This is a genomic window from Lactobacillus sp. ESL0791 (assembly GCF_029433255.1).
Lineage (GTDB): Bacteria > Bacillota > Bacilli > Lactobacillales > Lactobacillaceae > Lactobacillus.
In genome coordinates, this window is record NZ_JAQTHU010000001.1 from 150,560 (window position 1) to 163,608 (window position 13,049).

11 protein-coding genes are annotated in these 13,049 nt (G+C 38.0%); 7 read left to right on the forward strand and 4 right to left on the reverse strand.

Features of this window, described 5'->3' with window-relative positions; all coding sequences use genetic code 11:
* Positions 1-76 precede the first annotated feature (76 nt).
* From PT285_RS11400 to PT285_RS00795, 5 genes are all read left to right on the forward strand, one after another.
* Positions 77-583, forward strand: a complete 507-nt coding sequence (locus tag PT285_RS11400; protein ID WP_374211485.1) for a VanZ family protein — start codon at positions 77-79, stop codon at positions 581-583.
* Positions 584-648: 65 nt separating this feature from the next.
* Complete coding sequence (locus tag PT285_RS00780; RefSeq protein ID WP_277147033.1) at positions 649-789, forward strand: hypothetical protein; 141 nt, start codon at positions 649-651, stop codon at positions 787-789.
* A 109-nt stretch (positions 790-898) separates the two neighbouring features.
* Positions 899-1,816 carry an HNH endonuclease gene (locus tag PT285_RS00785; protein WP_277147035.1) on the forward strand — a complete coding sequence of 306 codons (918 nt, stop codon included), beginning with the start codon at positions 899-901 and terminating at the stop codon, positions 1,814-1,816.
* A 55-nt stretch (positions 1,817-1,871) separates the two neighbouring features.
* Positions 1,872-3,704: a BspA family leucine-rich repeat surface protein gene (locus PT285_RS00790; RefSeq protein ID WP_277147037.1), complete on the forward strand. Its 1,833-nt coding sequence runs from the start codon at positions 1,872-1,874 to the stop codon at positions 3,702-3,704.
* Between the two features lie 371 nt (positions 3,705-4,075).
* Positions 4,076-5,983, forward strand: a complete 1,908-nt coding sequence (locus tag PT285_RS00795) for a BspA family leucine-rich repeat surface protein (protein ID WP_277147039.1) — start codon at positions 4,076-4,078, stop codon at positions 5,981-5,983.
* Between the two features lie 39 nt (positions 5,984-6,022).
* Here PT285_RS00795 and PT285_RS00800 read toward each other — a convergent pair whose 3' ends face one another.
* Both PT285_RS00800 and mmuM read right to left on the reverse strand, forming a co-directional pair.
* Positions 6,023-7,528, reverse strand: coding sequence for an SLAP domain-containing protein (locus tag PT285_RS00800; protein ID WP_277147041.1), 1,506 nt, complete (start codon positions 7,526-7,528; stop codon positions 6,023-6,025).
* 212 nt (positions 7,529-7,740) lie between these two features.
* Entirely contained in the window at positions 7,741-8,667 is a 927-nt protein-coding gene (gene mmuM / locus PT285_RS00805) for a homocysteine S-methyltransferase (protein ID WP_277147043.1), read from the reverse strand.
* A 93-nt stretch (positions 8,668-8,760) separates the two neighbouring features.
* On the opposite strand from mmuM, the gene PT285_RS00810 reads away from it, so the two are divergent.
* Complete coding sequence (locus tag PT285_RS00810; protein ID WP_277147045.1) at positions 8,761-10,140, forward strand: amino acid permease; 1,380 nt, start codon at positions 8,761-8,763, stop codon at positions 10,138-10,140.
* Positions 10,141-10,180: 40 nt separating this feature from the next.
* Here the strand turns inward: PT285_RS00810 and PT285_RS00815 are convergent, their stop codons facing one another.
* Positions 10,181-10,894 (reverse strand): ATP-binding cassette domain-containing protein, encoded by a 714-nt coding sequence (locus tag PT285_RS00815; protein WP_308203024.1) that lies wholly within the window; start codon positions 10,892-10,894, stop codon positions 10,181-10,183.
* A 52-nt stretch (positions 10,895-10,946) separates the two neighbouring features.
* Complete coding sequence (locus PT285_RS00820; protein ID WP_277147047.1) at positions 10,947-11,807, reverse strand: ABC transporter transmembrane domain-containing protein; 861 nt, start codon at positions 11,805-11,807, stop codon at positions 10,947-10,949.
* Between the two features lie 156 nt (positions 11,808-11,963).
* On the opposite strand from PT285_RS00820, the gene PT285_RS00825 reads away from it, so the two are divergent.
* On the forward strand, positions 11,964-13,049 hold the full coding sequence (locus PT285_RS00825; RefSeq protein ID WP_277147049.1) for a CPBP family intramembrane glutamic endopeptidase: 1,086 nt from the start codon (positions 11,964-11,966) through the stop codon (positions 13,047-13,049).

Consider the following 13,049-nt stretch of genomic DNA (forward strand, 5'->3'; position numbering starts at 1 on the left):
GAAATGGTATGTTGCTCCGACTGAGCTTAACGGAACAATTATGCTTCCAGTGTTTCTAGTAGTCTTTCTTATCATAATGATCAAGCAATATCGAAAGCAGCAGCATTTTAGCCTGAAGCGCATCCTATTGCTTATTCTTTTTTTACTTTATCTGTGGCTGCTGTTAGATATCACACTATTTCCAATTCTATTATTTCCGCCCAATTCAGGACCATTTAAGTTGGGTTTAGGACGGCAGTTTTTTATCAATTTAATATTTTATGTTTTTCCAATGTACAGACCCCGGCAACTAATCGGTAATCTTATTCTACTGGCCCCACTATCGTTTTTTGCAGCTATTTTTAAGACAAGGTACAGAAAGTTTGGCAATAATCTTCGATTAATGTTTTTAAGTTCGCTCTTAATCGAAAGTCTGCAGCTGATTTTTAATATTTTTTATCTGGGAAACAGAATTTTTGATGTAAATGATATCTTGCTGAACACTTTAGGATCGATTCTAGGCTTTCTTTTCTTCAAGCTTTTGAATTTGCTTTCCGGCATCAAGAAAACGAGCACAAGTAGCAAGGGCAAGGATCGGCCTTGATTCATAAGGCTTTGCGTGGTAAACTAAATAAGATTTTCGAAAATCTTGAAAGGAAGTATAGTACTATGCGTAAAGGTGAAAACTACAACACTGGTTGTGAGCCAAACCAAAGACCTAAGAACAAGAAAAATGGTAAGAGACGTGTTGCCCATGTAGCAGCAGTTGTTGCTTTCTTGAATAAGGCCAAGGCAGACGAAAACAAATAGTCTGTTTCTAATAAAATTAAAGGGTAGATTGTCAAGGCGATCTGCCTTTTTTTCTTGCTCTGATTTGAGTAAAATTAAAGTAACAATTAGTGAATCAAAGGAGATAAAAGTGAAATTTCAGTGCAGCAGTTGCGGTTTACGCATGAATTCTCTACATTTTAAACAAGAGGGGTTAATGAATCCTAAGCTGACCAGCATTTGTGACCTGTGCCAGCAGCGCGGTGAACAAGCAGAAAATTTTGCCAATATTGCGGTCAATATCTTTGCGCAGAGCCTGCTCTATACTTTTGTTGGACAAAAAAATGGTGCTGATAACACTACTTTTTTAATTAAAAATAAAGATGCGCGCAAACGCTATGAGGCTTTTATCCAAGATTATGATGGCAATGAATTGGCCCAAGCGCAACTGAACCGCCAAGATTTTAATGAAGCTGTAATTGCCAGTGAAACAGGCAAAATTGCTTTTGTTCCTAAACTAGAGCTAACTTTTGCTGAAAACCTGGAAAACATGGGCTTGAATGTCGATTTTCAATTAAATGAGGTTGACTACATTGATCGTGAACGCATCCGTGCTAAATACCAATATCGCTGCCAGTATTGCGGCCGCCGTGGTCGCAGTGTTGATCATAAAGATCCGGTGTCACTTTCGCACAATAATGATTTCGATAACTTGATTTTATCTTGTAAAGAATGTAACCGAATCAAGTCCAACATGCCCTTTGCTTTATTCATGAAGTTAAACAAGCAAATTCCAGAGGTTAATCACAAACTGGTTAAGTACGAAAATGCATTGGCAACTTTGAAAGGTGAGTTTGAACAGAAAAGACGGGAACTAGCGGCTAAAGCGCACTTAAAGGGCATCGTCAATGATCCGGAATTAAACCAAATGCGCAAACAGAATAAGAAGCTGCAGGATGCAATTGATAGCTTGCAGAGTGATTATGATGAATTGCGTTCCTTGCGTGAAAATTATTTTAATACTGGCTGGAAGCTGACGCAGGAAAAGCAAAAAGGAGATATCATTTAGTTTTTAAAATCAGGATATTGCATATAATGATAGTAAGTAAAAAGAGGCAATAACGATGAAAAAAATAAATCAGAATTTCAAATTTCAATTAAAAGTAGGCCTTGTACTAGTCATTTTGGGGTCAGCAATGTTAGCGGTTAACAACCAAGCGGTCACGGCGGCTTCTGCTGATGCTCCGGCGGCAAGTGACAATACTTTTCCTGCCTTGTGGACAGGCAGTGACGGTGATTGCAGCTGGAGTTATGACATTTTGACCAGAACTTTAACAATCAGCAGTGGCCCGAAGGGCCAGCAATTAAGCTCAACGCCGCTGGCGCGGTTGATTCCTTTCAGAAATGTTGAGCACATAAATTTTGCAACACCGGTAACATTAGCCATTAATTCCGGTGGTAAATTTAGCGATTTTGAGAGCCTGAAAACAATTACGGGTTTTGATAAAGTTAATTCTGCTAAGGTCGTCAATATGACTGGCCTATTTTCTGAAAATCCTGCTTTAACAAGTCTAGATCTAAGCAGCCTTGATACCGGTAATGTTGTTAACATGTCCAGCATGTTTTCTGGTGATAAGAATTTGACCGATTTGAATTTGCATAATTTTAACACCAGTAAAGTAACCAACATGTCCCAGATGTTTGAATCAAGCGGCATGACGAGCCTCGATCTGAGTCATTTTGATACTAATAGGGTGACCAACATGTCTCGAATGTTTGAATCAAGCAACATGACGAGCCTCGATTTGGGTCACTTTGATACCAGCAACGTAACCGATATGAACAATATGTTTTCTGGTGTTGCGGCTAAAACGCTAGATTTACACAATTTTGATACCAGTCATGTTACCAATATGAATGGGATGTTCTGGAATGCTAAGAAACTAGAGGGCAAGTTAGATCTGAGTCATTTTGACACGAAAAATGTGACGGATATGAAATACATGTTTTACGGAGCTAGTGCTAGTGCGTTAGATTTAAGCAGCTTTAATACCAGTAAAGTAACTAACATGTCTGACATGTTTTCTACTAGTAAAGTGAAGTCACTTGATTTTACTAATTTGGATACTAGCCATGTCACTGATATGCATAGTATGTTTGAAGGGGCCGCATTAGAGCAGCTTGATTTGAGTAAGCTGAATACCAGTCACGTGACCACAATGGCGCGCATGTTCACTAATTTTGCTCATTTAAATAATCTTGATCTTTCAAAGCTAGATACTAGTCATGTTACCGACATGAGCGGCATGTTTTCGTGGAATGATCAACTAACCGGTTTGAATTTAAGTCATTTTAATACGGAAAACGTCACGAATATGGGTGATATGTTCGAATTTGATTCCAAGCTGACTAGTTTAGATTTACATAATTTTGATACCAGTCATGTGACTTATATGCGACAGATGTTTGACGGTGATACTAAACTGAAAAAAATAAATTTGCAGGGCTGGAACACCAAAAATGTCACTAGCACAGTTGAAATGTTTAGAAATTGCAATAATTTGACGAATCTGGACTTAAGCAAAATTTATTTGCCTAGAGTTACAGATACGATGAATATGTTTCAGTATGATTATCAATTAACTAGGATTGATTTGAGCCATTTTAATAAAAATAATAATAGTATATTAGCACAAGCCGGCAGTCCTAAACGTTTTAGTGTGAAGCTCGGCAATTATCCGCTGAATAAATATTCATTTATCGGGTATGGCTACAAGCACATTCAGGCAGTCGGCAAGGGAACAATCAACCACCCTAAGGGTAAAAAATATACAGTTAAACAGCTGTTACACCTTTACCGTAAGAATAATAAGAAACGGCCAGTGGCAACTTATGTGATGACTGACGGGCCAAAGCATTTGCCGCCGAAATCGCAATCAGTGGCCAGCGCGAGTTAGTTAGAAAAATAGGCTGTATAATTTATCCTGTTGATGAGTATCTTATTAACAGGATATTTTTTGCTTAAAGGGTAAAAAAGAGGACAGTTAAAACTGTCTTCCCTAATATTCGTTAATCCACCACAATCTCTGAAAGAAATTGCTCAGGCTAATTTAGTAACACCTTGCAAGCACATGACGAGCAAGAGATGATGAGATTGTTAGATTGCAGAGTGATTATGATAAATTGCGCGCCTTGCGTGAAAATTATTTTAATACTGGCTGGAAGTTAGATCAACAACAAAAGAAAGTTGATATTATTTAATGAAGTTTAACCTGTTAGCTGAGAAAATATTTATAATTATTATATATAGGTAAAAGAGGCGGTAATAATGAAATTGAATAATTTAAAAACTAAAAAATTGGGTATAAGTTTAATAGCTTGTTTGGGCTTACTGTGTTTAAAGGGTAGTTCGCATGTATATGCAGCTAATACTGTTCCAGAACCAGCAAATTCATGGGCTTGGGATAATGCAATGTGGACAGGTGCGGACGGTGATTGCACTTGGAGCTATGATGTTTTGTCTAAAACCTTAACAATTAGTGGTCAAACTGGTGCGCAGCTCTCAAGTACACCCGTCAACAAAGAATTGCCATGGGCCAGTGATATTAGGCATCTTGTATTTACTACTCCGGTTACGCTGGCTGCAAATTCAGCCCGAAAATTTAGTGGTTTTAGTAATTTGGTTGATATTAAAGGGTTAGATAAAGTTGATACGAGTAACGTCACTAATATGAGTTATCTTTTTGTTGATGCTGAAAAATTGGCACAGTTAGATACTAGTCATTTTGACACGGCCAAGGTTACTGATATGAGGGGATTATTTGCTTTAAAGTCACTGAAACAGGTAGATTTAAGTAATTTTAATACGAGTAACGTTACTAATATGGCCGGTATGTTTGGTGGTGCAGAAAGCTTAACTAACTTGGATTTGAAAAATTTAGATACACACAACGTAACTGATATGTCAGCAATGTTTGATGGCCTAACGCACGTATCTAGCTTAGACTTGAGCAACTTTGTTACAAGTCATGTAACGAATATGTCAGCAATGTTTGATAATACAAATCTTGCTAGTTTAGATTTGAGTCATTTTGATACGGGCAATGTTATCAATATGCAAAACATGTTTACAGGTGCTGGTGTTAACGGTGCTAAATTAGATTTGACTAATTTTGATGCAAATAAGGTAACTAATATGCGAGCAATGTTTGCTGGCACCAAATATGCAGAGGTAAAGTTGAATCATTTTGCCTCTAGTCACGTGACAGATATGTCAGACTTATTTGGTGATGCACAAATTGCACAAATTGACTTATCCCAATTAGATACAAGTCATGTGACTAATATGTCAGACATGTTTAGTGGATTTAATAATTTAGATAAGTTAGATTTAAGTAAATTGGACACACAAAATGTAACAAATATGGAAGGAATATTTTCTAGAAATAAAAAATTAACCAAGTTTGATTTGTCAGGTTTTAAGACTCCAAAAGTTACCAATATGAGCTATATGTTTGAAATGGATCCTGAATTGGTAGAGCTTAATGTAAGCAAGTTAAATACTAAAGCAGTTAAGGACATGCATTATATGTTTGAAGCTGATCCCAAATTGGTAAAGCTTAACTTAAAAAACTGGAATACACAAAGTGTAACTAACATGTGGGCAATGTTTAAAGGTGATATTAATTTAACCAGCTTAGATTTAAGCGGTTTCGACATGAGCAATGTCACTTTGTTAAATAATATGTTTGATCATGATACTAATTTGAAGGAACTAAATCTTGCTGGTTGGAATACTAAAAAAGTGGTGAATGCTAGTTGCATGTTTCGTAATTGTTCAAAACTTGTTAATTTGAATTTAAGTCAGTTAAGGTTGCCCAAAGTTAAAGATACAACAATGATGTTTAAGCATACTCCTAACCTTAGCGGGGTGGATTTAAGTCATTTTAATATCCACAACAGTTCTATCTTTGATAATGCTGGTAATTTTAACGGATTTGCGGTTAAACTGGGACATTATATCTTACGCAAGAGCTGTGGAATCGGGCAAGGCTATAAACACATTCAGGCAATAGGTAAGGGCACGATTAGACATCCTCAAGGCAAAAAGTATACAGCTAAGCAACTGCTTAAACTTTATAGGCATTCAGCTAAAAAGAGTCCTAAGGAAGTTTATGTAATGTATAATGGCAAGAAGCCACAATTTGCTAAAGAAGCTAAATTTACTTTTAAGTAGCAAAAGAGCAGCTCATGATTGAGTTGCTCTTTTGTTGTTTTAGCTCCAAGGTTCAAAATCAAGGGTACTGAGCTGCTTTTCAGTTAATTTTAGTAGCCAAACTGCTTCATTTACCTGATTTATGGTTGCAGTTTTATCTCTGATTATTGTTGCGGCATTAATGATCGCATTATGATAATTTTGCTCAAGTGAAGCTAAACTTGATCCTGCACCAGCAATGTTTTGACTTTTAGCAAAAAGATCTTTTAGTTCTTTTTTGTCAGCTGCTGTCGCTACCTTTTGATCTGTTTGTGCATTTTGGATAGTATTAAGTGGGTCTAATTTAATACCGCGGTCGTATTTAACGTCACTAGCTTTAATGAAACTGTTTGAAAAAATATCTTGGTCGATTTTATCACTTTTGTTAATACCGTTAGTGGTTGCTGGTTCAGTTTTATCAATAATTTGCTCCTCATCTGAATCATATAAATAGTGGTAAAATAGTTCAGCTTTGTTTTCATTGGGCAAGTAGATATAGAAGAGTCCATCAACTGTAATATTGTCGTTTTCTTTAGTACCCTTAATGCTATAATTACTTGCTTTGCCATTAACGTCATAGAGTTGAATATTAGTATTCGGTTGAGCTTTGACATGAGTGTAAGACAGCTTATCATAATCACTTATAGGCAGCTGCTTTCTTGGGGTAATTAGATATTCCTCAATGTATTCGTCAGGATAATCATGAAGACGAAAAATATAATCATAAAAATCTTCTGACCAAGGTATAACGGCAAGGTCAATTTTGATTTTTTGTCCTTTCTTGAGTTTATGCTTGGTTATACCATTAGAAATATCTTGTGTGAACGCAGTTTTGTTAACAATTGCATAAGTAACACCATTGTAGCGGGCAATTTCACCATTAATATTGCCAACGTTGTAAGCATTGATATAACGATTGTGCCCTAAGGAATAGAAATTTTTACCTTTAATCTTATGGGTTGGCAAATATGCCTGTTTATTTTTCTTTGTATAGTAAAAATATTTGGGCAAACGACTGGTGTATTTAACTTTGCCAGTGTACTTGATAATGGTATTTTTAGTCAGAACGGTATTGGTTTTCTTACCATTTTTTTGGTAAACACGTGCTGCATGGTCGAGCACTAGTTTGCCTTTTTTGCTGTTTCTACCATTGACTTGACTGACATATGCGGCATTTATATAAGCGCCGTTTCCTAAATAATAATATTTTTGTCCGTTAATCGTAGCAATCTTTGTCCAAGAATAAGTCCAATCATCAAGGTCAGAGTTTTCAAGATAAAGATAGCCATTAGTGTCAACTTGAGCGATAGATTCAAGTTTTGAGGGAGTGTATACAGCTGAATGCTTTTTTTCTTTTATCTTATGACCGTGTTTGTTGTAGACATAGGCATCTTGCCACAAGCGAATTGTATTTTTTTTCTTTTTTGCTGCTTGAACTGTTTGTAGATAGTTAGTATTGGGTAAAACTAGACTGACGGAAAGTATGATTGCCGTCAGTCCAACTCCTAACTTGGTAAATAATTTCATTATGACACCTCAAAAAATGTTTATTCTCCAGTTAATTATAGCGCATATTTAATATGTAATTATTTATTTTAGATTATTAAAATGGTTGATACTAGGTTAATTAAGTATTTAAGCTATGTAACATGATAATTACGTTACTTTTGCAGCATTTTTAACTTTCTTTCTTTTTGCATACAAGTTAGATACATTAAATTTTTAGAAAAAAGCCAGTTCTATTTCACTATTTCTTCAAAGGCCTGAGCAATTTCTTTGGTTTGGGCAGGACCTGTAGTGCAGCAACTGCCGATTAAATGCGCGCCTAACTTGTACCATTTTTTAGTGGCCTGATAAAAATCAATTGGGTGTGCGATTTTCTGCCAGGTTTTACTGGCGGGATCATAGGAAGCACCTTGATTAGGATAAACGACAATTTCTTTGCTAGTTTCTTGTTGAATACAGGTAATTGCTGAACTAACAAGGTGCGGATTGACACAGTTGACACCAACAGCAAAAACCTGCGGGAAGTTATTGACAGCATTAACTGCGGTCTTGAGACTGGTGCCGTCACTGATTGTTTGGCTGTCTTGCAAGGTGAAACTTACATAAACTGGGATTTGTGGCTGCTGTTCTTTGAGCCAAGTCAATAAACAAATAACTTCTTCAAGTTTAGGCTGAGTCTCAATTGCCAGACAATCTGGCTTTTCAGCGATGATCGTTGTTAGACGCGGAAGATGAAAGTCAAGATACTCTTTTGAAGATAAATGGTAGTCGCCCCGATATTCATTACCGTCTGCGAGATAGGCACCGTAAGCGCCAATTGTCCCAGCGACGAAATTATGCTTACCAGTTTGCTTTTCGTAATCTTCCCGAGCTTGCTTGGCAATTTTGACAGCAGAAGCGATAAAATTCTGTGCTTGTGCATTCGAATAACCTAATTCTGTAAAAGCAGGGACATTTGCTTGGTAGGTATCGGTAATTACCAGTTGAGCCCCGGCTTGAAAATAATTCATATGTGCCTGGTAGACGGTTTTCGGATCGGTAATTAAAGCGGATGCCGTCCACAGATGATTATTGGTTTTGATCCCCTGTCTTTCTAATTCGTCAGACATTGCACCGTCTAAAACCAAGCCCCTGTTTTTGATTGCTTCTATTAAATTCATACTTTTCTCCTAAATTAACGTTGCTAATTTTTTCTTGTAGTAATATTATTTTAATTATAATATAATTTACAAGCTAAACAAGGGGCATAATTTATGGAAAAAAAGATGCATTTAAACCGTAAAATGGAATCGCGCCATATCCGGATGATTTCATTAGGCGGTGTAATTGGGACAGGGCTATTTCTAAGCTCGGGCTATACCATCCACCAGGCAGGACCAATTGGGACAATAATCGCATATTTGATTGGTGCGGTTTTGGTTTATACAGTCATGCTGTGCCTTGGAGAATTAGCCGTGGCCATGCCTTATACCGGCTCTTTTCATGTTTATGCCAAAAACTATATTGGTCCCGCTACCGGTTTTGTTGTCGCGATTTTATACTGGCTGACCTGGACCATTGCTTTGGGGTCTGAATTTACGGCTGCTGGTTTGATTATGCAGCAATGGTTTCCCACCATTCCGGTTTGGTGCTGGAGTCTTGTTTTCATGATTTTAATTTTTGCGGTTAACTATTTCTCCGTCAAAACTTTTGCCGAAAGCGAATTTTGGCTGGCGGCGATTAAGGTGTTTGCGATTGTTGCCTTCATTATTCTTGGCGTTTTAGCGATTGTGGGGATTATCCCGTTGCGTGGGATGCATCATGCGCCGGGGCTGACTAATTTATATAAGAATGGCCTCTTTCCGAACGGCTGGCACGGTGTTTTCACAACAATGCTGACGGTAAACTTTGCTTTTTCCGGAACAGAATTAATCGGGGTTACTGCTGGAGAGGCCAAGGATCCAGAGAAAACAATTCCCCAGGCAATTCATACTACCTTGTGGCGGTTAATTATTTTCTTTGTTGGCAGTATCGTAGTTTTGTCAGCATTAATACCATATAAGGTGGCGGGGGTGACCCAGAGTCCTTTTGTTTACGTGCTAAAGCAGATGAATATTCCGTTTGCCGGTGACATAATGAATTTTGTTGTGCTGACGGCAATCGTTTCGGCGGCCAATTCTGGCTTATACGCATCGGCGCGGATGTTGTGGTCATTAGGAAATGAAGGCACTATTCCGAAGTTCTTTGCGAAAACAAATCACGAGGGTTCGCCGATTGTTGCGTTGACTTTCAGCATGCTTGGCGGGATTTTTGCCCTGATTTCCAGTGTCGTAGCTGCGGATACGGTCTACTTGGTGCTGGTTTCGATTTCGGGACTAGCCGTAGTATTTGTGTGGATGGCGATTGCACTGAGTGAGATTAACTTTCGCAAACGCTTTTTAAAGGAAGGTCATAGTCTCAGTGAATTAAAGTTTAAGACACCATGCTGGCCATTAGTACCGTACTTTGCTTTCTTGATGAGCGCGTTATCTTGTCTGTTAATTTGGTTTGACCCGAAGCAGCGGATTGCGTTGTACTGCACACTGCCGTTTGTTGCAGTTTGCTATTTGGTCCATTATTTTTGGGCCAAGATGGGTAAAACAGCGAAAAAATAATAGGTTGGAAAAGAGGTGATTCTTTTCCAGCCTATTTATTTTATGAATTGATTTTTTGAAGATCGACAACTTGGTCAGCCAAGTTTGCTATATCTTTTTGTAAATGATGGGTAACCATGATGACGGTTTTTCCGGGATCGGTTAAAATTTGTTTTTCTAATTGTGTGCTTGCTTCTTTATCTAATGATGAAGTCGCCTCATCCAACAGATAAATCGGTGTCTTGCGCAGCAGTGCCCTGGCAAACGCGATGCACTGCTTTTGCCCACCGGATAGAGAATAACCTTTACTGTCGAGCATGGTGTTTAGACCTTGCGGCAGTTTAGCAACGGTTGCAGTTAAGTCGCATTTTTTGATCACCCGATCAAGTTCTGCAATAGAAAAATCTTCGCCTAATGTCAGGTTCCACCTTAAAGAAGCGTTGAAAATATACGGATTTTGCAGCACATAAGATATTTGCTGATGAAACTGCCGGTCGGATAAGTCGTGATAATCCTGCTTGCCAAGAAAAATTTTCCCGTGATAATTTTTAATTAGGCCGCTGATGATGTTTAGCAGCGTACTTTTACCTGCGGCAGAATCCCCGGTTAAGATATATTTGCCTTTATTCTTAAAGCTGAAAGCGAGATTGTTAAGCGTTGTCTTGTCTTTCTGCGGATAAGTGTAAGAAATATGATTTAAAGAAATGTCGCTATTAGCAGTAAATGGAATTTCTTTTTTAGATGGCATCGTTTTGACACTGGCTAATTTTGCCATAATCGGCTTGAGCGATCTGAATTCCTGCCAGTTAAAACTGATACCGCTGAGTTCAGCGAAAATTGTTCCGGCAAAAAATTGCGCGCCGCTGATTGTCCCAACCGGTGTCAGATGCTGCAGGATCAGCCAACCGGCTTGGGCGAGCAGGATGCTCTGGCAGGATGCTCTGGCAGGCAAAAGAAATCAGGTTGGTTGTCCACGCGCTGGCACCGGCTGCCTTTTTATAGGCAACCGCATGCTTTTTAACGTCACCGCAAGCATCATTAATTTTGTTGACGATTACCTGGGCGGCATTTGCCAAGAATAATGTGTTGAAGCCGTCCAAAAGATCATTAATGGTATTAACCAGCCGTTCGTTGGCATGTGTGAAGGAAAGTGAACGCTTGGCCATTAACTTGGTGAACAGGTTGGGCACGATTGCCATAATGATTGTCAAAATGGCGGTAGTAATCAGCAGGCTGTAATGAAAGTAAGCCAGAGTGACGGCGCTCATGCTGATTTCGCTGATTTGCTGGATAATCATCATCAAATCGCCGATGCCAAATTCATTAATCGTGTTGATATCGTTGGTCAGCCAGGAAGTATAGGTGGCCGTTGTTTGTTCATGAAAATAATGATAATCGGCCGCTGCCAGCCGTTTAGCGACATCGGTTCTGATTAGTGTGTCGATATTCTGTGTGAGATAGGCCGTGCTAACCGTAATCCAATTGCCGAAAACTGCATAAAAGGTATATGCAAGGGTCATAATTCCTACCCAGATAAAAAACTGTTTGCCGTTCATTTGGGCAACCGCACTTAATGCGTTGGCACTGGAAATACCGCCGAGTGTCTGCCAGCCAGCGTTAATAACTGTTAAAACAATAACAAGAATGAATTGGAACTTTGTCCTTTTGAAATAATTGAATAAACTCATAAAATTCCCCTTTAATGAATAGATAAATAATAGATTGCATAATAAGTTCCTCCTTTGTTTAAATCGATTAAAATTAATTATTAATAAAATTTTAACATAATATTTCAAAGAGAGTTATAATGTCGAAAATTAAACTTAAGTATGGAAGGGTAAAAAATGTTTGCTGATAAAAGATTACGCCTATGGCATTTAGGACAAGTCGTAATTCAACTTATTGTTCTGCTTGTTTACAGCTTGTTGACATTACCTAACATCAACAAGCGGGGATTATGGAGTTTATTAATTTGCTTTGTTTTTTGCTTGCTTGAATTTACCTTGGTAAAATCAGAAAGTGAACAGGCGACAAGATGGCAAAAAATCAATCATTATCTTGAAGTGCTTGCCATTACTTATACTTTGCCCGAATCCTTACGCCTGATTTCCAAATTGATCCTGCGTTTTAATTTTTTAAATCCAACTTTTTGGATGATTATTGTTGGAATCTACACATTAGTTATGTATATTCCGATGGCTAAACTTGCGTTAGCAAAAGTGCAAAATAACTGGGGCCGGATCATTCTTCTTGCTTTGATTATTTTTAATAATACGGTTGGGGCGGCACAGATTGCTGCCGCCGATTTAGGCTATACAGCCGCACTTGAAGCTGCTTATGATTCAGGTTTTGCCGGCTGTTTTGCTCTGATTATTATTACTTTGCTTGCAATGCATGAATGGGGCTTTCACGCGCCGCATTTTAAATTTGGGTCTAAAGTTTCAGTCGGCATTATTTTTTTAATAATTTGTTTGCTGGTATTGAATATTTTTTATCAAATTTTTCCGAGAATCTTGGCTAATCCTACATGGGATTATCTTTATTCAACGTGGCAAACTTATAGTTTTAACCTTGAGTTTAATTTGAACCTCAAAATGATTTTTACGGTGTTGGAGGCAGGAATTGCTGAAGAATGGTTAATGCGGTATTGTGTTTTAAATCTACTGCTGAAGATTTTTCAAAATAATAAGTGGCAACTTGTTTTAGCCGTATTTTTTGATGGCTTAATTTTCGGCATGTGGCATTTATCTAATATATCATTTCAATCGCTGCCGGCAACCTTGTACCAAATGTTTGGGGTTGGTAGCTCAGCTCTGTTTTTAGCTGCAATTTATCTTTACACCGATTCCCTTCTTGTGGGAATGATTTACCACTGTTTATATGACTTTCCGGTTTTTCTTTTTCAAGGGGCCGCGGACGTTGGCAATTAA